Here is a 23061-nt window from a genome sequence, read left to right on the forward strand (position 1 = left end):
TGCAACCCATGACGGGTGAGCAGCCAGTACGGAGATTCACCATGACCCAGATCGCCTGCATCCGCGACACCGGCACTGAACGCCGCCTGCAAGCCGAACGCCTGATCGGTGCCCAGGCCCTGCAACAAGCCCAGGCCCTGCGCTTCAATGTCTTTAGCGGAGAATTCAACGCCAAACTCAAAGGCGCGGAACTGGGTCTGGACATGGATGACTACGATGTGCACTGCAGCCACATTGGTGTGCGGGACCTGAACACCGGACGCTTGGTCGCGACCACCCGCCTGCTCGACCACACTGCGGCCAGCAGCCTGGGACGCTTCTACAGTGAAGAGGAGTTCAGCCTGCACGGCCTGGTGCACCTGCAGGGACCGATCCTGGAAATCGGCCGCACCTGCGTCGACCCGGCATACCGCAACGGCGGCACCATCGCCGTGCTGTGGGGGGAACTGGCCGAGGTCCTGAACCAGGGTGGCTACAGTTACCTGATGGGTTGCGCGAGCATTCCGATGCAGGACGGCGGGATCCAGGCCCACGCGATCATGCAGCGCCTGCGCGAACGTTACCTGTGCACCGAGCACCTGCGCGCCGAACCGAAAAAGCCGCTGCCCAGTCTCGATATCCCGTCCAACGTGATTGCCGAAATGCCGCCGCTGCTCAAGGCCTACATGCGCCTGGGCGCGAAGATCTGCGGCGAGCCGTGCTGGGACGAAGACTTCCAGGTCGCCGATGTGTTCATCCTGCTCAAGCGCGATGAGCTCTGCCCGCGTTACGCCAAGCACTTCAAGGCGGCCGTGTAATGAGCCGCTTGCGGGTGTACGCACGGGTGACCAGGGTGTTGCTGGTGGTGGCGCTCGGCTTGAGCATGGCCTTGGTGTTTGGCCTGTTCGAGCGTCTGGGAGTGGCCAATTCGATGCTGCGGCGCCAACGCTGGTCGCGGTTTTTCATGAAGCGCTTGAGCCGCGCCCTGCCCTTTCGGGTGACGGTGCATGGGCAGTTGCCGCAACAGCCGATGCTTTGGGTCAGCAACCACGTGTCCTGGACCGACATTCCCTTGCTGGGCATGCTCACCCCGTTGTCGTTCCTGTCCAAGGCCGAAGTGCGCACCTGGCCGGTCGCCGGCTGGCTGGCGGCCAAGGCCGGCAGCCTGTTCATCCGCCGCGGCGCGGGCGACAGCCAACTGATCCGCAAGCAAATGAGCCGTCACCTGCAACAGCAACACCCGCTGCTGATGTTCCCCGAAGGCACCACCACCGATGGGCGCTCACTGCGCACCTTCCATGGCCGCCTGCTCTCGGCCGCGATCGACGCCGATGTCGCCCTGCAACCCGTGGCGATCCGTTACCTGCGCGACGGGCAGATCGACCCTCTGGCGCCCTTCATCGGCGATGACGACTTGCTATCGCACCTGATGCGCCTGTTCGCCAACGACCAGGGCGACGTCCACATCCACCTGCTCAAGCCCATAACCTGTCACGGCCAGGAGCGCGCCGCCCTGGCGTTTGCCGCCCAGCAAGCGGTGCACAACGCGTTGTTTGGCGACGTGGCACAACCGGCCCAACCAAGACCTGCGGGTGAGCTGATCGCGGCCTGAATCCAACGGCGGGGGAACCGGCTAGCGATATCAAGGCGTACGCAGGTGCTGCGCCGAAAACCGCTGCAGTTCTGGATAGAACAAACGAAAGTCCTCGCTCAGCGGTTCATACAAGCGCTCCAGCTCCTGCATCGCGGCGGCCAGTTCTTCGGGACGTGACAGGCGCCGCGAGATCCCCCGCAGCACCTGGTCGAGCACTGCAAAGTCGCGATACGAACCCAGCCAGTCATCCGCCGCCATGTAGGGTGCGATCTGCGCCAGCCGCCCCGGCAACTGCGGTTCGGCGGCGAGTACCCGGTACACGTCCGCAGTGAAGGCCGGCAATGACGAATCGGCATACAACGCCCAATCCCGGGCCAGGCAATGGTCGAAAAACACGTCGAGCACGATTCCGGCATAGCGCCGCCGGGTCAGGCTGAAACGCGACAACGCGACGTCCACCAAGCCATGACGGTCGGTGAACACATCGATTTGTCGATGCAGGGTGATGGCGTCCTCGACCTCCGCAGGAAACTGCCCTTGCAGCCGGCCTTTGACAAAATCGCCGTACAAACTGCCGAGCAATTGACCGGGACGCTGGCCACCGAGGTGAAGATGTGCGAGATAGTTCATAGCGCGTAGCTTAGCACCGCGCCACACATATCGTTATAACCCGATATACCGATTTAAGCTGACCTCAGATCAAAATCATATTGGTATATCGCGAAGTACCGATTTAAAGTTCGCCTTATCGCGATATAACGTTTTACCCAATTCGAGCACTGCCATGTCCACCATCGACCTCGACGAAATAATAAAAGCCCTGGCACACCCAGTACGGCGAGACATCCTCAACTGGCTGAAAGACCCCGCGACCCAGTTCCCCGATCAGGAGCACAGCACCGACTTCGGCGTCTGTTGCGGGCAAATCGATCAACGCTGCGGCCTGTCGCAATCGACCGTCTCTGCGCACCTGGCGACCCTGCACCGGGCCGGCCTGATCCGCAGCCAGAAAGTCGGCCAATGGCATTTCTATAAACGTAACGAGGAAACCATCCAGGCGTTCCTCGACACCTTAGGCAAAGAGCTCTGAGGAGCTCGACAAGGACTCCACCCATGCCCCTCTCGCTCCTCATCCTGGCCTTGAGCGCCTTCGCCATCGGCACCACCGAGTTCGTCATCATGGGCCTGCTGCCCGATGTGGCGGCCGACCTCGGTGTGTCGATTCCCGGCGCCGGCTGGCTGGTGACCGGTTACGCCCTCGGCGTGGCCATCGGTGCACCATTCATGGCCCTGGCCACCGCCAAACTGCCACGCAAGGCGGCGCTGGTAGCGTTGATGGGGATTTTCATCGTCGGCAACCTGCTGTGCGCCCTGGCCACCGACTACAACGTGCTGATGTTTGCCCGGGTGGTCACCGCCCTCTGCCACGGTGCGTTTTTCGGCATCGGCTCGGTGGTCGCGGCAGGCCTGGTGCCGGCCAACAAGCGTGCTTCGGCCGTAGCCTTGATGTTCACCGGCCTGACCCTGGCCAACGTGCTTGGCGTACCGCTAGGCACTGCGCTCGGCCAGCAAGCCGGCTGGCGCTCGACCTTCTGGGCGGTGACCGTGATCGGCGTGGTCGCCCTGATCGGCCTGATCCGCTTCCTGCCGACCAAGCGCGATGAAGAAAAACTCGACATGCGCGCCGAACTGCGGGCTCTCAAGGGCGCTGGCATCTGGCTGTCCCTGAGCATGACCGCGCTGTTCGCCGCGTCGGTATTCACTCTGTTCACCTATGTCGCACCGCTGCTGGGCGAAGTCACCGGCGTCTCGCCTCGCGGTGTGACCTGGACCCTGATGCTGATCGGCCTGGGCCTGACGGTCGGCAACATTATCGGCGGCAAGCTGGCAGACAAGGGCATGGCCGCCACGTTGATCGGCGTGTTCATCTCGATGGCCGTGATCTCCACGGTGCTGACCTGGACCAGCGTTGCACTGATCCCCACCGAAATTACCTTGTTCCTCTGGGCGACCGCGTGTTTTGCCGCCGTGCCGGCCCTGCAAGTCAACGTGGTGACCTACGGCAAGGCCGCACCGAACCTGGTGTCGACCCTCAACATCGGCGCCTTCAACATCGGCAACGCCCTCGGCGCCTGGGTCGGCGGCAGCGTAATTGCCCACGGTTTTGGCCTGACCAGCGTGCCACTCGCGGCGGCAGCACTGGCGGTACTCGCCCTGCTGGTGACCCTGATTACCTTCCGCCAGGGCGGCGACGCCGAACTGGCTCCTGCGACCAACTGATCTACCTGCGAGCGCTTTTACATGACGACTATTTTCGATCCAATCAAACTGGGCGACCTCGAGTTGGCCAACCGCATCATCATGGCCCCCCTGACCCGCTGCCGCGCGGACGAAGGTCGAGTACCCAACGCGCTGATGGCTGAGTACTACGTACAGCGCGCCTCCGCCGGGCTGATCCTCAGCGAAGCCACTTCGGTCACGCCCTTGGGCGTGGGCTACCCGGACACCCCGGGCATCTGGTCCAACGACCAGGTGCGGGGCTGGAGCAACGTGACCAAGGCCATCCACGGCGCCGGCGGCAAGATCTTCCTGCAACTGTGGCACGTGGGCCGGATTTCCCACCCCTCCTACCTCAACGGTGAAGCACCGGTCGCACCAAGCGCCCTGCAGCCCAAAGGCCATGTCAGCCTGGTTCGCCCCCTCGCCGACTTCCCGACCCCGCGCGCCCTGGAAATCGCCGAGATCGCCGACGTCGTCGACGCTTACCGGGTGGGCGCCGAAAACGCCAAGGCCGCAGGCTTTGATGGGGTCGAGATCCACGGAGCCAACGGCTACCTGCTCGACCAGTTCCTGCAAAGCAGCACCAACCAGCGCACCGACCATTACGGTGGCTCGCTGGAAAACCGCGCGCGCCTGCTGTTGGAAGTGACCGACGCCGCAATTGAAGTCTGGGGCCCCGGCCGCGTAGGTGTGCACCTGTCTCCCCGTGCCGACCTGCATGACATGGGCGACGACAACCTGGCCGAAACCTTCACCTACGTGGCACGTGAACTGGGCAAGCGCGGTATCGCGTTCATCTGCTCGCGGGAAAAAGAAGCCGGCGACAGCCTCGGGCCACAGCTCAAGGCCGCCTTCGGTGGCCCGTACATCGTCAACGAGCGTTTCACCAAGGACAGCGCCAACGCCTGGCTGGCCAGCGGCAAGGCCGATGCAGTAGCGTTCGGCGTGCCGTTCATTGCCAACCCAGACCTGCCTGCTCGCCTGAAAGCCGATGCACCGCTCAACGAGGCACGTCCAGAGCTGTTCTACGCCAAGGGTCCGGTCGGCTACATCGACTACCCAACGCTATAAGCCGTCAGCCAGAATGAAAAAGCCCCGGTTCGTACCGGGGCTTTTTCATTCCGGGGTTTCTTCAGCGTTTGCGCTGGCCAAAGGCGACCGCCAGGCCGCTCAGGCAAATGACCGCGATCCCGACGATGGCGTAGCTGTCCGGGGTATGGTCAAAGATCAGGTAGCCGTACATCCCGGCGAACAGAATCTGCCCATAGCTGAACGGCGCCAGCATTGCCGGCGCCGCATGCCGGAAGGCCTGGGTCAGCAGCATGTGGCCCAGCATGCCGCAGGTGCCCAGGCCAATCATGAACACAGCATGCGGCCAGCTCGGCGTGCTCCAGAAAAACGGCAGCAACGCGCTCATGATCAGGCTGTTGATGATGCCGGTGAGAAAGTTGCTGGTGGTCGGGCTGTCGATGCCGGTGAGCTTGCGGGTCAGTAACTGGTAAAAGCCGAAACACAGCGCCGAGCACAGCGGCAGGACGATGGTCGGGGTAAACAGTGCCCCGCCCGGGCGGATCACGATCAGCACCCCGGCAAAACCGCCGAGCACCGCCAGCCACTGGCGGCGGGTCACGTGCTCGCCCAACAACGGTACCGACAGCGCGGTCACCAGCAACGGTGCGAGGAAGTTCACGGCAGTGGCTTCGGCCAACGGGATGTAGCGCAACCCGGTGGTGAAAAACAGACTGGTGCCGATCAGACACATCGCCCGCAAAAACTGCAGCCCGGGACGCTTGGTGCGCACCACCGCGGAAAAACCGCTGCGCGGGACAAACACCATCAGCATCAACAGGGTGTGCACCACGTAGCGCGCCCACACCACCATGACTATTGGATAAAAACCGGAGAGGTACTTGGACAGGGTGTCATGGCTGGCGAACAACAGCACAGCCAGGCAAATCAGGAGAATGCCCTTGACGGGTTGTTCGGCGGTCTTGAACAACGGGTGGCTCGCACTCATTCACACACTCGACACAATTTCCCTACAAAATACGTAGCCCGCTATGTATCAAGCAGGCGAATGTCCGTATATAAAAGCACCCCATCGCCAAAAGGCGAATGCAGTCGGGACAGTGTTCACCTTAAGTGTTGACACAGGCAGACTCAATTACGCATGTTGTCCGGCAGCCGCAGGCTGGGACTCAGGCGGAGCATTTCCAGCCCGGTGTCGACCCAGCGTTCGGCTTCCAGGTGTAGCTCAAAGCTTTCGGGGGCCAGCAGCCATTGATAAAGCATGCCATCGATGTAGGCATGAATGCTCACCGCCGCACGCTCGGTATCGAGGTTTTCCGGCAACTGTCCACGATTCACTGCATTACGCAATGCCAGCGCGATACGCATGTTGCAATCCAGACTGACCGTGCGACGTTGTTGGCGCAGATCACACATTTCATCTGTGAACTCACACTTGTGAAACAGAATCTCATTGATGCGGCGGGTCTTCGGATCCAAGGCAACTTGATGAAACAAATGAATCAGCAGCTTGCGCATGCAGCCCAGCGGATCTTCTTCGTCTGCACTTTCGCTCGCCCGCGCCATCTCATCCAACGGCTCGCGCAGACTGTCGAGCATGGCCTGGACCAGGTCGGCCTTGTTGCTGAAATGCCAATAGATAGCACCACGAGTCACCCCGGCCAGGGTGGCGATGTCCGCCAACGTAGTGCGCGCCACGCCCCGCTCGTAAAAGGCTTGCTCAGCGGCTTCGAGTATCTGGTTGCGGGTTTCTTGCGCTTCCTCTTTAGTGCGACGAACCATGGCAGTAAAACCTCAATCAGGAATGCTTCAGCGATGCCTGAACATCTTCTGAACAAATGTGGGGATCACCTCTTACGGGCTTGGTCCCCGGCCTACAATTCACACCTTGAAACAGCTCTGGTAACCGGGTGTGTACGCGGTCAAAGGTGTTTACAAACAACCATGAACGTAAGTATATTCCTTAGCAAGCTACTTATCCACTCACCGCGACTTTTTCATCTTTCCACTTTTCTAGTGCGCATTGTGCGCGCCTGACCCGAGGATCTTCATGCAATTCAAGCCAGCTGTTACCGCTCTGGTCACTGCCGTCGCCCTGGCATCGCTGCTCAGCGGATGTAAAAAGGAAGAGGCGGCCCCTGCTGCACACGCCCCTCAGGTCGGCGTCGTTACCCTGCAAACCCAAGCCTTTACCCTGACCTCCGAACTGCCGGGCCGCACCACGGCCTACCGCATCGCGGAAGTTCGCCCACAGGTCAACGGCATCATCCTCAAGCGCCTGTTCAAAGAAGGTGCCGAGGTCAAGGAAGGCCAGCAGCTCTACCAGATCGATCCGTCGGTCTACCAGGCCACCTTGAAAAGCGCCGAAGCCAATCTGCAATCGACCAAATCGATTTCCGATCGCTACAAACAACTGGTCACCGAACAAGCCGTAAGCCGCCAGGAGTACGACACTGCCCTGGCCAACCGCCTGCAATCGGAAGCCTCGCTGCAGACCGCCCAGATCAATGTGCGCTACACCAAGGTACTGGCGCCGCTGACCGGTCGTATCGGGCGCTCCAACGTCACCGAAGGTGCCCTGGTAAACAATGGCCAGGTCGACGCCATGGCCGTGATCCAGCAACTGGACCCGATCTACGTCGATGTGACGCAATCCTCGGTGGAACTGCTGGAATTGCGCCGTGAGCTGGAAAGCGGTCGCCTGCAGAAAGCCGGTGATAACGCCGCGATGGTCAAGCTGACCCTCGAGGACGGCAGTGAGTACAAGCGACAGGGCAAGCTGGAGTTCTCCGAAGTCTCGGTCGATGAAGCCACCGGTTCCGTGACCTTGCGCGCAGTATTCCCCAACCCTGATCACACCCTGCTGCCAGGCATGTTCGTTCACGCCCAACTGCAAGCCGGGGTCAACGCCGCCGCCATCCTGGCGCCGCAACAAGGCGTGACCCGTGACCTCAAAGGCTCGCCAACAGCGCTGGTCGTAGGCCCTGACAACAAGGTCGAACTGCGCCAGCTCAAGGCCAGCCGCACCGTGGGCAGCCAATGGCTGATCGAAGACGGCCTCAAGGCTGGCGATCGCCTGATCACCGAAGGCCTGCAGTACGTCAAGCCCGGCGTTGAAGTCCAAGTCAGCGAAGCGACCAACGTAGCCGCGAAAAACCCGGCCCCTGCACAGGCAACAGACAAAGCTGCAGGCGGCAAAGGGGAGTAAACCATGTCGAAATTTTTTATCGACCGTCCGATTTTCGCCTGGGTAATTGCCCTGGTGATCATGCTGGTCGGGGCTCTATCGATCCTCAAGCTGCCCATCAACCAATACCCGAGCATCGCCCCACCGGCGATCGCCATCTCTGTGACCTACCCAGGTGCTTCTGCACAGACCGTGCAGGACACCGTGGTCCAGGTGATCGAGCAACAGCTCAACGGTATCGACAACCTGCGTTATGTGTCCTCGGAAAGTAACTCCGACGGCACCATGACCATCACCGCGACCTTCGAGCAAGGCACCAACTCCGACACCGCCCAGGTCCAGGTGCAGAACAAGCTGAACCTGGCCACCCCGCTGCTGCCCCAAGAAGTGCAGCAACAGGGGATCCGCGTCACCAAGGCCGTGAAGAACTTCCTGCTGGTGATCGGTGTGGTGTCGCGTGACGGCAGCATGACCAAGGACGACCTGTCCAACTACATCGTGTCCAACATGCAGGACCCGATTTCCCGGACCGCCGGCGTCGGCGACTTCCAGGTGTTCGGTGCCCAGTACGCCATGCGCATCTGGCTGGACCCGGCCAAGTTGAACAACTTCAACCTGACTCCGGTGGACGTCAAGGCCGCCGTTGCGGCACAAAACGTCCAGGTCTCGTCCGGTCAGCTCGGCGGCTTGCCTGCCCTGCCCGGCACCCAGCTGAACGCCACGATCATCGGCAAGACCCGCCTGCAGACTGCCGAGCAGTTCAAGGAAATCCTGCTCAAGGTCAACAAGGACGGCTCCCAGGTTCGCCTCAAGGATGTCGCCGATGTCGCCCTGGGTGGTGAGAACTACAGTATCAACGCCCAGTTCAACGGCGCACCGGCCTCCGGCCTTGCGGTGAAACTGGCTACCGGCGCCAACGCGCTGGATACTGCCAAAGCCTTGCGCACCACCATCGAAAGCCTCAAGCCGTTCTTCCCTGAAGGCATGGAAGTAGTCTTCCCGTACGACACCACCCCGGTGGTGACCGAATCGATCAAGGGCGTAGTACACACCCTGGTCGAAGCGATCGTGCTGGTGTTCCTGGTGATGTTCCTGTTCCTGCAAAACTTCCGCGCCACCGTCATCACCACCATGACCGTGCCGGTGGTATTGCTGGGTACATTCGGCATCCTCGCGGCGTTCGGCTTCAGCATCAACACCCTGACCATGTTCGGTATGGTCCTGGCCATCGGCTTGCTGGTGGACGATGCCATCGTCGTGGTGGAAAACGTCGAACGGGTGATGAGCGAAGAAGGCCTGTCGCCCAAGGAAGCCACCAAGAAGTCCATGGGCCAGATCCAGGGCGCACTGGTGGGTATTGCCCTGGTACTGTCGGCGGTACTGCTGCCGATGGCGTTCTTCAGCGGTTCTACCGGGGTGATCTACAAGCAGTTCTCGATCACCATCGTCTCGGCCATGGCCCTCTCGGTATTGGTCGCCCTGATCTTTACCCCGGCGCTCTGCGCCACCATGCTCAAGGCCATTCCCAAGGGCGAGCACGGCACGCCCAAGCGTGGTTTCTTTGGCTGGTTCAACCGCAATTTCGATCGCGGCGTACGCAGCTACGAGCGTGGCGTGGGCAACATCCTCACGCACAAGGCGCCGTACCTGCTGGCCTACCTGATCATCATCGTTGGCATGGTCTGGCTGTTCACCCGCATCCCGACCGCATTCCTCCCGGAAGAAGACCAGGGCGTACTGTTCGCCCAGGTCCAGACCCCAGCCGGCTCCAGTGCCCAGCGCACCCAGGTGGTGGTCGATGAAATGCGTGAATACCTCCTGCGCTCCGGTAAGGATGGCGGTGAAGGTGATGCGGTTGCCTCGGTGTTCACGGTCAACGGCTTCAACTTTGCCGGCCGTGGCCAGAGCTCGGGTATGGCATTCATCATGCTCAAGCCGTGGGACGAGCGTAACGCCGACAACAGCGTGTTCAAGGTCGCAGAACGGGCCCAGCAGCACTTCTTCACGTTCCGTGATGCCATGGTGTTCGCCTTCGCCCCGCCAGCGGTACTGGAGTTGGGTAACGCCACTGGTTTCGACGTGTTCCTGCAGGACCGCGCCGGTATCGGCCACGAGAAGCTGATGGAGGCCCGCAACCAGTTCCTCGGCATGGCCGCACAGAGCAAGGTGCTGTCCCAGGTGCGTCCTAACGGCCTGAACGACGAACCGCAGTTCCAACTGGAACTCGATGACGAGAAAGCCAGTGCCTTGGGCGTAACGCTGACCGACATCAACAACACCCTGTCGATTGCTCTGGGCAGTAGCTACGTCAACGACTTCATCGACCGCGGTCGAGTGAAGAAGGTCTACATTCAGGGCGTGCCGGGCTCGCGGATGACCCCTGAAGATCTGAAGAAGTGGTACGTGCGCAACAGCCAGGGAACCATGGTGCCATTCTCGGCCTTCGCCAAGGGCACCTGGATCTACGGCTCGCCGAAGCTGGCGCGTTACAACGGCGTGGAAGCCATGGAAATCCTCGGTGCTCCGGCCCCGGGCTATTCCACCGGTGAAGCCATGGCTGAAGTCGAAGCCCTGGCCAAGAAGCTGCCGGCGGGGGTGGGTATCTCCTGGACTGGCCTGTCCTATGAGGAACGCCTGTCGGGTTCCCAGGCGCCTGCCCTGTACGCCCTGTCGTTGCTGATGGTGTTCCTGTGTCTTGCGGCGTTGTACGAAAGCTGGTCGATTCCGATCGCGGTGATGTTGGTGGTGCCGCTGGGGATCATCGGTGCCCTGCTCGCCACCAGCCTGCGCGGCCTGTCCAACGACGTGTACTTCCAGGTAGGCCTGTTGACGACCATCGGTCTGGCGGCGAAAAACGCCATTCTGATTGTCGAATTCGCCAAGGAATTGCATGAACAGGGACGCACCCTGCGCGACGCCGCGATCGAGGCCTGCCGGATGCGTCTGCGACCGATCATCATGACCTCGCTCGCGTTCGTCCTGGGTGTGGTGCCACTGGCCATTTCCACCGGCGCCGGTTCGGGCAGCCAGCACGCCATCGGTACCGGGGTGATCGGCGGTATGATCACCGCTACCGTACTGGCCGTGTTCTGGGTACCCCTGTTCTTTGTCACCGTGTCGTCCATGGGGCAGCGCAAGAATGCCAAGCCGGATGACGCCACCGAAACTCCTAAAGAGGCTGGCCAATGAGCAAGTCGCTACTCTCCCTAGCCGTCGCCGCGTTCGTGCTCGGTGGCTGCTCGCTGATACCCGATTATCAGCAGCCCGAGGCCCCTGTGGCCGGGCAGTACCCGCAAGGGCCGGCTTACTCGCCGGCCCAGGCGCCGAACCAGGCCGCCGCCGAGCAAGGCTGGAAGCAGTTTTTCCATGACCCGGCCCTGCAGCAACTGATCCAGACCGCGCTGGAAAACAACCGTGACCTGCGCGTCGCGGCGCTGAACATCGACGCCTATGCGGCCCAGTACCGCATTTCCCGCGCCGACCTGTTCCCCGCCGTTTCGGCCAATGGCAGCGGCAGCCGCCAACGCCTGCCGGCAGACGCCTCGCAGACCGGCGAATCCTCGATCAGCAGCTCCTACTCGGCGACCCTGGGCGTCAGCGCCTATGAGCTCGACCTGTTCGGGCGTATTCGCAGCCTCAACGAGCAAGCGCTGCAGAACTACTTCGCCACCGAAGAAGCGCGGCGCAGCACCCAGCTCAGCCTGGTGGCCAACGTGGCCAACGCCTACCTGACCTGGCAGGCCGACAAGGAACTGCTGAAGCTGACGCAGGACACCCTCGCCACCTTCGAAGAAAGCTACCGCCTCACCGCGCGCAGCAACGAAGTCGGCGTGGCCTCGGCGTTGGACCTGAGCCAGTCGCGTACCTCGGTGGAAAACGCCAAGGTGCAACTGGCCAAGTACACCCGCCTGGTCGCCCAGGACGAGAACAGCCTGACCCTGCTGCTGGGTACTGGCTTGCCTGCCAACCTGACCGCCGCCAAGCCATTGGCTGACGACCTGCTCAGCGAAGTGCCGGCCGGCCTGCCTTCGGACCTGCTGCAACGACGTCCGGACATCCTGGCCGCCGAGCACAACCTCAAGGCTGCCAACGCCAATATCGGCGCGGCGCGGGCTGCGTTCTTCCCGAGCATCAGCCTGACGGCCAATGCCGGCACGCTCAGCCCGGACCTGTCCGGCCTGTTCAAGGGCGGTTCGGGGACCTGGTTGTTCCAGCCCCAGATCAACCTGCCGATCTTCAACGCCGGCGCCCTGAGTGCCAGCCTGGATTACTCGAAAATCCAGAAAGACATCACCGTTGCGCAGTATGAGAAGTCGATCCAGACCGCCTTCCAGGAAGTCTCCGACGGCCTCGCCGCACGCCAGACCTTCAACCAGCAGTTGCAGGCCCAGAGTGACTTCGTCCAGGCCAACCAGGATTACTACCGCCTGGCCGAGCGTCGCTATCGCATTGGTGTCGACAGCAACCTGACCTTCCTCGACGCCCAGCGTCAGTTGTTCAGCGCGCAGCAATCGCTGATCACCGATCGCCTGTCGCAACTGGTCAGCGAAGTGAACCTGTACAAGGCCCTGGGTGGCGGCTGGAACGCCCAGACCGCGAAGAATGAGCCCGTGCCAGAAGTCGCACCGAAGCTGAAGATGTTCTGATCAGCCCGATGCGCACCAGGCTGATCCCTGGGCCTCACGAAAATCCGCAATCCCCTCAAGGATTGCGGATTTTTTTATGCCTGTTGCACGGCTCGCCTCAGATCCGTGCCAGCGCCTGGGCCAGGTCGGCGCGCAGGTCTTCGACCGCTTCCACCCCAACCGACAAACGCACCAGCCCGTCGCCAATCCCCAGTTCTGCCCGAGTCGCAGGTGGAATGGTGGCGTGGGTCATGATTGCCGGATGCTCGATCAGGCTTTCCACTCCTCCCAGGCTCTCGGCCAGGGCAAAGATCTGCACCGCCTCGAGAAACCGCCGGGCACCGGCCAGGTCGCTGTTCAAGTCCAGGGCAATCATCCCGCCGAAGCCGCGCATCTGGCGCTGCGCCAATTCGTGCTGGGGGTGTGACGGCAGGCCGGGATAATAGACCCGCGCCACCTGCGGCTGGCGCTCCAGCCACTGGGCCAGGTCCAGCGCGTTGCTGCAGTGGCGCTCCATACGCAAGGCCAGGGTCTTGACCCCGCGCAAGGTGAGAAAGGCGTCGAACGGCCCGGCAATCGCGCCCACCGCGTTTTGCAGGAAACCCAGGCGCTCGGCCAGCTCAGCGTTGTGCCCAACCACCGCTATGCCGCCGATCACATCGGAATGGCCGTTGAGGTACTTGGTGGTGGAGTGCAGCACGATATCGAACCCCAGCTCCAGCGGGCGCTGCGTCCACGGGCTGGCAAAGGTGTTGTCGGCGACACTGATGATCCCCCGCGCACGGCAGATCCGCGCGATGGCGCTGAGGTCGGTCAGGCGCAGCAAGGGATTGCTCGGCGTCTCGACCATGACCATCCGCGTGTCGTCTTGCAGCGCCGCTTCGAAGGCTGCCAGGTCGGTCAGGTCGACGAAACTGAAACGATGCCCGGCGCTGCGCTGGCGCACCTTGTCGAACAGGCGGAAGGTGCCCCCGTACAGGTCGTTGCCGGAGACAATGTGCGCACCGGCATCCAGCAGCTCGAGCACCGTGGAGATAGTTGCCAGCCCGGAAGCGAAGGCAAATGCCTGGGTACCGCCCTCCAGGTCGGCCACGCAGCGCTCCAGGGCAAACCGGGTGGGATTGTGCGAACGGCCGTAGTCGAAACCCTTGTGCACGCCGGGACTCTGCTGCAAATACGTGGAGTTGGCGTAGATCGGCGGCATCAGCGCTCCGGTCGTCGGGTCCGGCACTTGCCCGGCATGGATCACCCGGGTGGCGAAATCCTGGGGCGCGGCGGTTTTATCCTGATGACTCATGCAAGGGATCTCCGTAGATGATTGAGCAGGTCGACGCGGGTAATCAGGCCATGGAAGCCTGAAGCGTCGGCGATGATCGCCACCAACCCGCGGTCGAGCTCGGCCTGCAGCTCGGCCAGGCTGGCGGCGGCCGGCAAGGTATGCAGTTGCTTGGTCATGGCCGAGGCCACCGTCATGCGCAAGTGCGCAGCGTCCTGGTGCACACCCAGCAACACATCCGATTCGTCGAGTACGCCCACCAGGCGCTGGCCATCGACCAGCACCGGCAATTGCGACACATCCGCCAGGCGCATGCGCTGGAAAGCGGTCAGCAGCGTGTCGTCGGGGCCGACGCTGATCACCCGGCCGTCCTCGAAACGCCGGGCGATCAGGTCCCGCAGGTCGCCGTAGCGCTTGCGCTGCAACAAGCCCTGATCGGTCATCCACTGGTCGTTGTAGACCTTGGACAAGTAGCGGGTGCCGGTATCGCAGACAAAACTGACCACCCGCTTGGGCTCAGTCTGCTCACGACAGTAGCGCAAGGCCGCCGCCAGCAGCGTGCCGGTGGAGGATCCGCCGAGAATGCCTTCGGCGCGCAGTAACTGGCGGGCATGTTCGAAGCTTTCTTCATCGCTGATCGAATAGGCCTGGCGCACGCTGGACAGGTCGGCGATGGACGGGATGAAGTCCTCGCCGATGCCCTCCACCGCCCACGAGCCGGGGGTGCCAAGGGTACCGCTGCGGCTGTATTCGGCCATCACCGAACCAACAGGATCGGCCAGCACCATGGCCAGGTCCGGCTGTACTCGGCGGAAGAAGCGGGTCAACCCGGTCAGGGTACCGGCCGAGCCGACGCCGACGACGATGGCGTCCAGGTCATGCTGGGTCTGCGCCCAGATCTCTGGCGCGGTGCTGCACTCATGGGCCAGCGGGTTGGCGGGGTTGTTGAACTGGTCGGCAAAAAACGCCTCGGGGATTTCCTGCGCCAGCCGCGCGGCGACGTCCTGGTAGTACTCGGGATGCCCCTTGCCGACATCGGAGCGGGTGATGTGCACCTCGGCCCCCATGGCCTTGAGGTGCAGCACCTTCTCGGTGGACATCTTGTCCGGCACCACCAGCACCACCCGGTAACCCTTGGCGCGGCCCACCAGGGCCAGGCCCAGGCCCGTATTGCCAGCCGTGGCCTCGACGATGGTGCCACCCGGACGCAGGCGGCCATCGCGCTCGGCGGCGTCGATCATCGCCAGGCCGATGCGGTCCTTGATCGAACCACCGGGGTTCTGTGACTCAAGCTTGAGGAACAGGGTGCAGGGGCCGGTATCAAAGCGGCTGATCTGCACCAGCGGGGTATTACCAATCAGTTCAAGTACGGCAGGACGGGAGTTGTCTGGCATGTCTTCACCTCGTGGCGCGAATCCGCACTGGATGGACAACCGCTGCGACCAGGCCTGGCCCTCATGGGCAGGCCTGCCTCGCATGGACCATAGGCCCGGATCGCTGCCATCGCAAGCCTGCGCAGCTGACCGGCACCTCACACGCTTGCCCCGCCTCTTTCAACCCACCTTGGTGCGGTACAATTGCCCGGCCTGCTGAACCCTTGGAAACGCTGGCACTCTTAGACAGGCTGCCCCTAAAGCAGTGAACGTTAAGGCGCCAACCGCAGCTCCTCCCCCGACCCCGTCCCGGCCACCTCGCCCCCATGAAAATCTTCTTCACCTTTGTCGCTGTACTCGCGCTGGCACTCGGCCTTGGCGGCTGTATCGGCCCGCCGATCGCCCTGACACCCCAGACCGAGCAACGCTTGGCAGCATCCCCGCCGATCCGCTTCCTGCTCACTTTCGACGATGGCCCCAGCGCCTCCGGCTGGGCCAATCCGAGCCGGGCGGTACTTGAGGTGCTGGCCAACAACCCGATTCAGCCAGGCATCAAGGCGGTGTTTTTTGTCCAGACTCGCGCGCCACGGGCCGGCGGCAGTGAACGGGGGCGCAAAACCATGCTGCGTGAACACGCGGCCGGCCACATCCTGGGCTTCCACACCGCCACGCCGTGGCACAGCAATCATCGCTCTCTTGATCCGCAAGTACTCGAACAGTCGCTCACCTGGGGCACCGACGACATCACCGTGATCACCGGCGCAGCACCAACCCTGGTGCGTCCGCCGTTCTGGAGCTACGACGCGCGCACCTTCGCCGCCTATCAACGGCATGGCCTGCAGGTGTTGTTGACTGACTTGAGCGCCAATGACGGCAAGGTGTGGGGGATCACCGCCAGTCCACGTCGACGCGCCAACCTGCTCAGGCAGCTGTCAGAAACCCGCGAGCGGATCGCCAAGGGCGAGTTGCCGACCGTTGATGGCGTGATTCCGGTGGTGGTGACGTTTCACGACCTCAATCGCTATACCGCCAGGCACATGCAGGAGTACCTGCAGATTCTGCTCGACAGTGCCGAGCAAACCCACGTGCCCTTGGCGGCCAAACCGTTCTATGAAGACTCGGCCGCCTTGCAGCGCGCAGCCATGGCCCGCACCCTGCGCGATGCCAATGACCCCGCGCGATTGCCCGGGGCGTGGAACTGGATCTGGGGCCGCGACAAGCACTGAATGCGCCGCAGGTTCCAGCGCCTCAGATGGCCCGCAGGAAGTTCAGCACACAGTGGCTGAACGCATCGCCTGCCTGCACGTTGGACAGGTGCGCGGCATAGAACTCGGCATAGTGCGCACCTGCCACCCGCTGCTCGATGAAGTGTCCACCGGCCGGCGGCGTGACCGCATCTTCAGTGCCGGCGATCACCAGCGTCGGCACCTGGATCGCCGTCAGTTGCTCACGCAAATCTGCATCCCGTACCGCTGCGCAATTGGCCGCATAACCTTGTGGCGACGTCGCGGCCAGCATGTCAGTGATCCGCTTGGTCGCCGCCGGATTGGTCGCGGCGAAATCCGCGGTGAACCAGCGCGCAATGGAGGCATCGCCCAGGGCCACCATCGCCGCCGCGCCATCGCGCAGGACCATTTCAATGCGCGGGTCCCAGATGGCCGGCTCGCCAATCTTCGCCGCGGTGTTGCACACCACCAGTGACAACAGACGCTCGCTGGCATTGATCGCCAGCCACTGGCCGATCAAGCCGCCCATCGACAAACCGCAGAAATGCGCGCGCTCGATATGCAAGGCGTCCAGCAGGGCCAGCACGTCACGGCCCAGTTGCTCGATGCTGTAAGGTCCAGGCGTCACCAGCGAACGACCATGCCCACGGGTGTCGAAACGTAATACCCGAAAATGCTCGGCAAATAACGAGATCTGCCCATCCCACATGTGCAGGTCAGTGCCCAGTGAGTTGGACAGCACCAGCACCGGGGCGTGTTCGGGTCCGTCGAGTTGGTAGTGCAGTTCGCCGTCGGCCAGTTGTACAAATGCCACAGTTTTCTCCTTGAGACCGCCAGGGCCAGGTGTGCGGACAGCGCGCGCCCGATTCAGACGCGCGCTGGCCGGTCAAAGGTCGTGATGCAGATACGCTGCCTGCTTGGGCAAGCGCAGGCTGAACAGGAACGCGATGGCCATCATCACCGTCACGTACCAGTAGAACGAGTTTTCCATGCCCACCGACTTCAAGCTCAGGGCCACGTACTCCGCCGAACCGCCGAAGATCGCGTTGGCTACCGCGTAGGCCAGGCCCACACCCAGGGCGCGCACTTGTGGCGGGAACATTTCGGCCTTCACCAGACCGCTGATGGAGGTGTAGAAACTCACGATTGCCAGCGCCAGGGTAATCAGCACGAAGGCCAGGAACGGGCTTGTGACTGACTTCAGGCTCAGCAGGATCGGCACTGTGCACAGCGTGCCCAGGGCACCGAACCAGAGCATCGAACTACGTCGACCGATCTTGTCGGCCAGCATGCCGAAAAGCGGTTGCATGCACATATAAAGGAACAGCGCCCCAGTCATGATGTAGCTGGCAGTCTTGGCGTGCATCCCGGCGGTGTTCACCAGGTACTTCTGCATATAGGTGGTAAAGGTGTAGAAAATTAGCGAGCCGCCGGCGGTGTAGCCCAGCACGGTGATGAAGGCGGCCTTGTGATCGCGGAACAACGCACGGATGCTCCCGGCGTCCTTGTCTTCGCGCATTTCCTTGCTGGTGGTTTCCTTGAGCGAGCGACGCAGCAGCAACGAAATCACCGCGGCAACCGCCCCCACGACAAATGGAATCCGCCAGCCCCAGGCGCGCAATTCATCCTCGGACAGGAACTGCTGCAGGATCACCACCAGCAACACCGCCAGCAGTTGCCCGCCAATCAGGGTCACGTACTGGAACGAGGCAAAGAAACCGCGCTGGCCCTTGAGCGCCACTTCACTCATATAGGTCGCGGTGGTGCCGTACTCACCACCCACCGACAGACCCTGGAACAGCCGGGCGACCAGCAGCAGGATCGGCGCCCAGACGCCAATGTCCTTGTAGGTCGGCAGACAGGCGATCAGCAGAGACCCGGCGCACATCATCAGCACCGAGATCATCATCGAATTCTTGCGTCCGTGCTTGTCGGCTACCCGGCCGAACAACCAACCACCGATGGGGCGCATCAGGAACCCGGCAGCGAACACGCCGGCGGTATTGACCAGTTGCACCGTGGGATTGTCGGAGGGGAAGAAGGCTGGCGCGAAGTAGATCGCGCAAAACGCATACACGTAGAAGTCGAACCATTCGACCAGGTTGCCGGAGGAAGCCCCGACAATCGCAAATATTCTTTTACCCCGCTCTTCAGCGGTGTAGTGGCTTGTCATAGATGTCATGGTTTTACACTCGATGGGGACAGTGAGAGTCTAGACACACTTTGCAACACTCCTGTTCCCTGGAATCACTCATTCAGGCAATTGCGCGTCTGTGATGACGCCTTCGCGGGCAAGCCTTGCTCCTACGGGAGCAGGGCTTGCCCACGGGGTGGTCAGACCCGTTCGATCGCCAGCGCCAGGCCTTGGCCGACACCCACACACATGGTCGCCAAGGCTTTTTTACCGCCGGTTTTTTCCAGTTGATGCAGGGCCGTCAACACCAGTCGCGCCCCGCTCATGCCCAATGGATGTCCCAAGGCAATGGCGCCGCCGTTGGGGTTGACCTGCGCCGCGTCGTCAGCCAGGCCCAGTTCACGCAGCACCGCCAGGCCCTGGCTGGCGAAGGCTTCATTGAGTTCGATCACGTCGAAATCGCTGATCGCCACACCCAGACGCTCGATCAGCTTGCGCACCGCTGGCACCGGGCCGATGCCCATGACTCGAGGAGCCACGCCGGCACTGGCCATGCCGAGCACTTTGGCCCGCGCAGTCAGGCCGTGTTTCTTCACCGCTTCGGCGGACGCCAGGATCATCGCCGCCGCACCATCGTTGACGCCCGACGCGTTGCCGGCGGTGACAGTTTTGTCCGGGCCATTGACTGGCTTGAGCTTGCCCAGGGTTTCCAGGGTGGTGTCGGCCCGGGGATGCTCGTCCTGCTCTACCAGGCTTTCGCCTTTCTTGTGGGCAATACGCACCGGGACGATTTCTTCGGCGAAAAAGCCTACTGCCTGCGCCGCCGCAGTACGTTGCTGGCTGCGCAGGGCAAAGGCGTCCTGATCCGCGCGCGAAACCCCGTAGTCGTCCGCCACGTTGTCGGCGGTCTGCGGCATCGCGTCCACGCCGTACTGGGCTTTCATCAAGGGATTGATGAAGCGCCAGCCAATGGTGGTGTCTTCCAGTTTCATCCCGCGCGAGAACGCCGCGTCGGCCTTGCCCATGACAAAGGGGGCGCGGGACATCGACTCGACGCCACCGGCAATCGCCAGCTCCATTTCGCCGCTGGCAATCGCCCGGAAGGCGGTGCCAATGGCATCCATACCCGAGGCACAGAGGCGGTTGAGGGTCACCCCGGGAATGCTCTGCGGCAATCCGGCCAGCAACAAGGCCATGCGCGCGACGTTCCGGTTGTCTTCACCGGCCTGGTTGGCGCAGCCGAGGAACACCTCGTCCACCGCGCTCCAGTCAACGCCCGGGTTACGCTCGATCAAGGCCTTGATCGGCACCGCGGCCAGGTCGTCGGCACGCACGCTGGACAAGCCGCCACCAAAGCGGCCGATGGGGGTGCGAATCGCGTCGCAGATATACACCTCGCGCATCATGCTTCTCCCGGTGCCTGGCCGTGGGCGGCGGCGGTCCGTGCTTCCAGGTCGCGCAGGGCCGCCAGCTCGACCGCTGTCGGCTCGGCGGTCTGCTGCACCTGCTCGGCAAAACGGATGGCCCAACCGGTCGCCGCCACCACTTGCTCGCGGGTCACCCCCGGGTGCAGCGCTGTGACCACGAACTCATGGGTGCCGGCTTCCGGCTCCATGATGCACAGGTCGGTGATGATGCCCACCGGTCCAGCCCCTGGCAGGCCGAGGCGCTGGCGCGAGTCGCCGCCTTCGCCGTGACCGACCGAGGTGATGAAGTCCAGCTTGTCGACGAACGAACGGGCCGACTGCTTGAGAATGATCAGCACGCTTTTCGCCGAACCGGCGATCTCCGGGGCGCCGCCGGCACCGGGCAAACGAACCTTGGGCTGATGGTAGTCACCGACCACCGTGGTGTTGATGTTGCCGAACCGGTCGACCTGAGCCGCCCCCAGGAAGCCGACGTCGATGCGCCCGCCTTGCAGCCAGTAACGGAAAATCTCCCCGGTCGGCACCACAGTGTCAGCGGTTTCGGCCAGTTCGCCATCACCGATGGACAGCGGCAGCACACTGGGTTTGGCGCCAATCGGACCCGATTCGTAGATCAGCACCACGTCTGGCGAAGACGTCAGGCGCGCCAGGTTGGCGGCTTTGGAGGGCAAGCCGATGCCGACGAAGCACACCGAACCGTTTTTCAGGCGGCGGGCGGCGGCCACGGTCATCATTTCATTGGTGGAGTAAGTCATTATTTGGCCTCCGAAGCACGCGCCAACTTGGCCTGGAATTCACTGAAGTCAGCGCTGCCGTGGATGTACTCGTTGATCCACGCGGTGAAGGTTTCACGGTCGCGGGCAATCGGGTCCCAGGCTTGGTAGAAACGGTTATCGCGCTCGGTGTAACCATGGGCGTAGGACGGATGCGCCCCACCCGGCACATGGCAGACCGCACTCAGGGCCCAGGTCGGCAGGACGCAGGCATTCATCGGGGCCTTGAGGTCATCGACGATTTCTTCGACAGTGACGATGCAACGCTTGGCCGCCAGCGCCGCTTCCTTCTGCACGCCGAGGATGCCCCAGAGCAACACGTTGCCCTTGCGGTCGGCCTTTTGTGCATGGATCACCGTCACGTCCGGGCGCACCGACGGCACCGCTGCCAGCACTTCGCCGGTGAAGGGGCAGGTCACGGTCTTGATCAGCGGGTTGACCTTGGGCAGGTCGGAACCGGCGTAGGCGCGCAATACGGCGAACGGCAGTCCCGAGGCGCCCGCGACGTAGGCATTGGCCAGGTCCGCGTGGCTGTGTTCTTCGATTTCCAGTGGCTGGGGCCATTGCTTCTCGACGGCATCGCGCAGACGGTGCAGCGACCCCACGCCAGGGTTACCACCCCAGGAGAAAATCAGCTTGCGTGCGCAACCGGCACCGATCAACTGGTCGTAGACCAGGTCGGGGGTCATGCGCACCAGGGTCAGGTGTTTTTTGCCCTGACGAATGATTTCATGACCCGCTGCGGTTGGAATCAGGTGAGTGAAGCCTTCGAGGGCGACCGTGTCACCATCATTCACGAATTGCTTCACTGCATCGTGCAGCGAAAGGATTTCTGCCATGGGGGTGGACTCCCGAGCTTGAGTAAACCGACGTGGAGGACGAGGCGCGATGTACGGCGCCGGATTGACTGAAGAGTAAGCCGCTAAAAAACCCCAAACAATCCGATAATCGACTAAGTGTTCGTTTATCGAACAGATTGTTATCAGCCTATCGATCTTCTCAGGACACCTGGCCTCGATATCGGTTTATCGAACAGTTCAGGCGAACAGCTGGGCGCTCAGTTCCCGACTGGCACTCAGCAGGCCCGGGAGAAACCGCTGCTCCAGCTCGTTGCGACCGACGCGTCCGGCATGGGTACTGACGTTCAGTGCCGCCAACACCTGGCCCGAGGCGTCGTACACCGGCACGGCGATCGAGCGCAGGCCCTGCTCCAGCTCCTGGTCGACAATGCACCAGCCCTGCTGGCGAACTTCCTGCAGGCACTCGAGCAATGCTTCGGGGGTATGCAAGGTGCGACTGGTCTTGGCCTGCAGGTCGGCGTGATCGAGGTACTCACGCAATGACGCATCATCCAGCGCCGCCAGCAGGATCCGCCCCATGGACGTGCAGTAGGCCGGCAAGCGCCCGCCGACCGAGAGGTCTACCGATATCAGGCGCTGGGTCGTCGCCGAGCGCGCGATGTACAGAATGTCATTGCCTTCCAGCGTGGCCATGTTGCAGGCCTCGTGCAATTGCTCGCTCATGCGGTCCAGGTAAGGCTGGGCCGAGACCGCCAAGGGGGTCGAAGACAGGTAGGCATGGCCCAGGGTCAGCACCTTGGGCAACAGCGAATAGGTTCGCCCGTCGGTGGTGGCATAGCCAAGCTTGATCAGGGTATGCAGGCAGCGACGCACCGCTGCGCGGGGGATTTCGGTGCGGTGGCTAATCTGCGCAATGGTCAGGTGGCGCTTGCGCTCCTGAAAAGCTTGCACCACGGCCAGGCCTCGGGCCAGGGACGTCATGAAGTCCGGGTCCCCGGTAAACGCCTGGATCCGCTTGGCGGGCGAAGCAACAATCGGCGGCGCGGCTGACGTGAAGGAATTGCGCAATTGATCGTTCATTTCAGGTCGGTCCCCAGGGTTCGTCAGCTATTACAGGCTGCCCCCGAGCGTGCGCACAAGCCGTGGGCAGTCAACTTTGGGCGATTATCGAACCACCAGCCGATAATCGCAATCCACCCGCGTAGCGCCATAGGCCTTGTCGACTGCGGGCTGCACCCAGTTAGAGAGGTGACTTTAGAGCACGTGTCCTTACCAGACTTTCATACTTGTCCTTGGATAATCGAGTGAGTGCCCCCACATACAAACTTCAGCTGTATTAATGACGTCAGGAAACAAAC

At 62.4% G+C, this 23061-nt stretch carries 20 protein-coding genes; 9 read left to right on the forward strand and 11 right to left on the reverse strand.

Going from position 1 to position 23061, the window contains the following annotated elements:
* Window positions 1-41: 41 nt before the first annotated feature.
* Entirely contained in the window at window positions 42-797 is a 756-nt protein-coding gene (olsB, locus tag ACM6IP_RS19560; RefSeq protein WP_095167049.1) for an L-ornithine N(alpha)-acyltransferase, read from the forward strand.
* Window positions 797-1591, forward strand: a complete 795-nt coding sequence (locus ACM6IP_RS19565; RefSeq protein ID WP_095167047.1) for a lysophospholipid acyltransferase family protein — start codon at window positions 797-799, stop codon at window positions 1589-1591. Before olsB ends, ACM6IP_RS19565 begins: the two co-directional genes overlap by 1 nt.
* A gap of 30 nt (window positions 1592-1621) precedes the next feature.
* On the opposite strand, the gene ACM6IP_RS19570 is transcribed toward ACM6IP_RS19565, so the two are convergent.
* Entirely contained in the window at window positions 1622-2203 is a 582-nt protein-coding gene (locus ACM6IP_RS19570) for an ACP phosphodiesterase (protein ID WP_095167045.1), read from the reverse strand.
* Between the two features lie 154 nt (window positions 2204-2357).
* Between ACM6IP_RS19570 and ACM6IP_RS19575 the strand changes: the two genes are divergently transcribed.
* Genes ACM6IP_RS19575 through ACM6IP_RS19585 form a run of 3 tightly spaced genes read left to right on the forward strand, consistent with a single transcriptional unit; the run spans window position 2358 to window position 4924 of the window.
* Window positions 2358-2663, forward strand: coding sequence for an ArsR/SmtB family transcription factor (locus ACM6IP_RS19575; protein WP_095167043.1), 306 nt, complete (start codon window positions 2358-2360; stop codon window positions 2661-2663).
* Between the two features lie 23 nt (window positions 2664-2686).
* Window positions 2687-3853 carry an MFS transporter gene (locus ACM6IP_RS19580; protein ID WP_320333783.1) on the forward strand — a complete coding sequence of 389 codons (1167 nt, stop codon included), beginning with the start codon at window positions 2687-2689 and terminating at the stop codon, window positions 3851-3853.
* A gap of 21 nt (window positions 3854-3874) precedes the next feature.
* A complete protein-coding gene (locus ACM6IP_RS19585; RefSeq protein ID WP_095167039.1) occupies window positions 3875-4924 on the forward strand; it encodes an alkene reductase in 1050 nt (349 codons plus the stop codon).
* A gap of 61 nt (window positions 4925-4985) precedes the next feature.
* Here ACM6IP_RS19585 and ACM6IP_RS19590 read toward each other — a convergent pair whose 3' ends face one another.
* Both ACM6IP_RS19590 and emhR read right to left on the reverse strand, forming a co-directional pair.
* Window positions 4986-5870: a DMT family transporter gene (locus ACM6IP_RS19590; RefSeq protein ID WP_159994141.1), complete on the reverse strand. Its 885-nt coding sequence runs from the start codon at window positions 5868-5870 to the stop codon at window positions 4986-4988.
* A gap of 143 nt (window positions 5871-6013) precedes the next feature.
* Window positions 6014-6664: an efflux system transcriptional repressor EmhR gene (emhR, locus tag ACM6IP_RS19595; protein WP_095167034.1), complete on the reverse strand. Its 651-nt coding sequence runs from the start codon at window positions 6662-6664 to the stop codon at window positions 6014-6016.
* Window positions 6665-6932: 268 nt separating this feature from the next.
* Here emhR and emhA point away from each other — a divergent pair, with 268 nt between their 5' ends.
* From emhA to adeC, 3 genes are read left to right on the forward strand one after another with little or no spacing between them, the layout of a single operon-like run.
* Window positions 6933-8090: an efflux RND transporter periplasmic adaptor subunit EmhA gene (gene emhA, locus ACM6IP_RS19600; RefSeq protein WP_095167032.1), complete on the forward strand. Its 1158-nt coding sequence runs from the start codon at window positions 6933-6935 to the stop codon at window positions 8088-8090.
* A gap of 3 nt (window positions 8091-8093) precedes the next feature.
* On the forward strand, window positions 8094-11258 hold the full coding sequence (gene emhB / locus ACM6IP_RS19605) for an efflux RND transporter permease subunit EmhB (RefSeq protein ID WP_414862129.1): 3165 nt from the start codon (window positions 8094-8096) through the stop codon (window positions 11256-11258).
* Complete coding sequence (gene adeC / locus ACM6IP_RS19610; RefSeq protein WP_095167028.1) at window positions 11255-12715, forward strand: AdeC/AdeK/OprM family multidrug efflux complex outer membrane factor; 1461 nt, start codon at window positions 11255-11257, stop codon at window positions 12713-12715. Before emhB ends, adeC begins: the two co-directional genes overlap by 4 nt.
* 97 nt (window positions 12716-12812) lie before the next feature.
* On the opposite strand, the gene ACM6IP_RS19615 is transcribed toward adeC, so the two are convergent.
* Complete coding sequence (locus ACM6IP_RS19615; protein WP_095167026.1) at window positions 12813-13991, reverse strand: trans-sulfuration enzyme family protein; 1179 nt, start codon at window positions 13989-13991, stop codon at window positions 12813-12815.
* The gene (locus ACM6IP_RS19620) at window positions 13988-15364 is read right to left on the reverse strand and encodes a pyridoxal-phosphate dependent enzyme (protein ID WP_401127944.1); all 1377 of its coding nucleotides are present in this window, start codon (window positions 15362-15364) and stop codon (window positions 13988-13990) included. The genes ACM6IP_RS19615 and ACM6IP_RS19620 overlap by 4 nt, the downstream gene beginning before the upstream one ends.
* A gap of 305 nt (window positions 15365-15669) precedes the next feature.
* Here ACM6IP_RS19620 and ACM6IP_RS19625 point away from each other — a divergent pair, with 305 nt between their 5' ends.
* A complete protein-coding gene (locus tag ACM6IP_RS19625) occupies window positions 15670-16569 on the forward strand; it encodes a polysaccharide deacetylase family protein (RefSeq protein WP_414862130.1) in 900 nt (299 codons plus the stop codon).
* Between the two features lie 22 nt (window positions 16570-16591).
* Here the strand turns inward: ACM6IP_RS19625 and pcaD are convergent, their stop codons facing one another.
* The 6 genes from pcaD to pcaR all read right to left on the reverse strand — a co-directional run bounded on the left by pcaD (window position 16592) and on the right by pcaR (window position 22783).
* Window positions 16592-17383: a 3-oxoadipate enol-lactonase gene (pcaD, locus tag ACM6IP_RS19630; protein WP_414862131.1), complete on the reverse strand. Its 792-nt coding sequence runs from the start codon at window positions 17381-17383 to the stop codon at window positions 16592-16594.
* A 72-nt stretch (window positions 17384-17455) separates the two neighbouring features.
* Entirely contained in the window at window positions 17456-18751 is a 1296-nt protein-coding gene (locus tag ACM6IP_RS19635) for an MFS family transporter (RefSeq protein ID WP_095167017.1), read from the reverse strand.
* 152 nt (window positions 18752-18903) lie between these two features.
* Window positions 18904-20109, reverse strand: coding sequence for a 3-oxoadipyl-CoA thiolase (gene pcaF / locus ACM6IP_RS19640; RefSeq protein WP_174244566.1), 1206 nt, complete (start codon window positions 20107-20109; stop codon window positions 18904-18906).
* Window positions 20106-20888: a CoA-transferase subunit beta gene (locus ACM6IP_RS19645; protein ID WP_174244611.1), complete on the reverse strand. Its 783-nt coding sequence runs from the start codon at window positions 20886-20888 to the stop codon at window positions 20106-20108. Before ACM6IP_RS19645 ends, pcaF begins: the two co-directional genes overlap by 4 nt.
* Window positions 20885-21742, reverse strand: a complete 858-nt coding sequence (locus tag ACM6IP_RS19650) for a CoA transferase subunit A (protein ID WP_095167011.1) — start codon at window positions 21740-21742, stop codon at window positions 20885-20887. Before ACM6IP_RS19650 ends, ACM6IP_RS19645 begins: the two co-directional genes overlap by 4 nt.
* A 198-nt stretch (window positions 21743-21940) precedes the next feature.
* Entirely contained in the window at window positions 21941-22783 is an 843-nt protein-coding gene (gene pcaR / locus ACM6IP_RS19655) for a pca regulon transcriptional regulator PcaR (RefSeq protein ID WP_095167009.1), read from the reverse strand.
* Between the last annotated feature and the right edge of the window lie 278 nt (window positions 22784-23061).

Origin of the sequence: Pseudomonas sp. IT-P176 (genome assembly GCF_949767245.1) — a bacterium.
Classification (GTDB): domain Bacteria; phylum Pseudomonadota; class Gammaproteobacteria; order Pseudomonadales; family Pseudomonadaceae; genus Aquipseudomonas.

Excerpts from the sequence above, each read along its gene's own strand:
- olsB (WP_095167049.1), top strand. The coding sequence starts at position 42 with ATGACCCAGATCGCCTGCATCCGCGACACCGGCACTGAACGCCGCCTG.
- ACM6IP_RS19565 (WP_095167047.1), top strand. The coding sequence starts at position 797 with ATGAGCCGCTTGCGGGTGTACGCACGGGTGACCAGGGTGTTGCTGGTG.
- ACM6IP_RS19570 (WP_095167045.1), bottom strand. The coding sequence starts at position 2,203 with ATGAACTATCTCGCACATCTTCACCTCGGTGGCCAGCGTCCCGGTCAA.
- ACM6IP_RS19575 (WP_095167043.1), top strand. The coding sequence starts at position 2,358 with ATGTCCACCATCGACCTCGACGAAATAATAAAAGCCCTGGCACACCCA.
- ACM6IP_RS19580 (WP_320333783.1), top strand. The coding sequence starts at position 2,687 with ATGCCCCTCTCGCTCCTCATCCTGGCCTTGAGCGCCTTCGCCATCGGC.
- ACM6IP_RS19585 (WP_095167039.1), top strand. The coding sequence starts at position 3,875 with ATGACGACTATTTTCGATCCAATCAAACTGGGCGACCTCGAGTTGGCC.
- ACM6IP_RS19590 (WP_159994141.1), bottom strand. The coding sequence starts at position 5,870 with ATGAGTGCGAGCCACCCGTTGTTCAAGACCGCCGAACAACCCGTCAAG.
- emhR (WP_095167034.1), bottom strand. The coding sequence starts at position 6,664 with ATGGTTCGTCGCACTAAAGAGGAAGCGCAAGAAACCCGCAACCAGATA.
- emhA (WP_095167032.1), top strand. The coding sequence starts at position 6,933 with ATGCAATTCAAGCCAGCTGTTACCGCTCTGGTCACTGCCGTCGCCCTG.
- emhB (WP_414862129.1), top strand. The coding sequence starts at position 8,094 with ATGTCGAAATTTTTTATCGACCGTCCGATTTTCGCCTGGGTAATTGCC.
- adeC (WP_095167028.1), top strand. The coding sequence starts at position 11,255 with ATGAGCAAGTCGCTACTCTCCCTAGCCGTCGCCGCGTTCGTGCTCGGT.
- ACM6IP_RS19615 (WP_095167026.1), bottom strand. The coding sequence starts at position 13,991 with ATGAGTCATCAGGATAAAACCGCCGCGCCCCAGGATTTCGCCACCCGG.
- ACM6IP_RS19620 (WP_401127944.1), bottom strand. The coding sequence starts at position 15,364 with ATGCCAGACAACTCCCGTCCTGCCGTACTTGAACTGATTGGTAATACC.
- ACM6IP_RS19625 (WP_414862130.1), top strand. The coding sequence starts at position 15,670 with ATGAAAATCTTCTTCACCTTTGTCGCTGTACTCGCGCTGGCACTCGGC.
- ACM6IP_RS19635 (WP_095167017.1), bottom strand. The coding sequence starts at position 18,751 with ATGACATCTATGACAAGCCACTACACCGCTGAAGAGCGGGGTAAAAGA.
- pcaF (WP_174244566.1), bottom strand. The coding sequence starts at position 20,109 with ATGATGCGCGAGGTGTATATCTGCGACGCGATTCGCACCCCCATCGGC.
- ACM6IP_RS19650 (WP_095167011.1), bottom strand. The coding sequence starts at position 21,742 with ATGGCAGAAATCCTTTCGCTGCACGATGCAGTGAAGCAATTCGTGAAT.
- pcaR (WP_095167009.1), bottom strand. The coding sequence starts at position 22,783 with ATGAACGATCAATTGCGCAATTCCTTCACGTCAGCCGCGCCGCCGATT.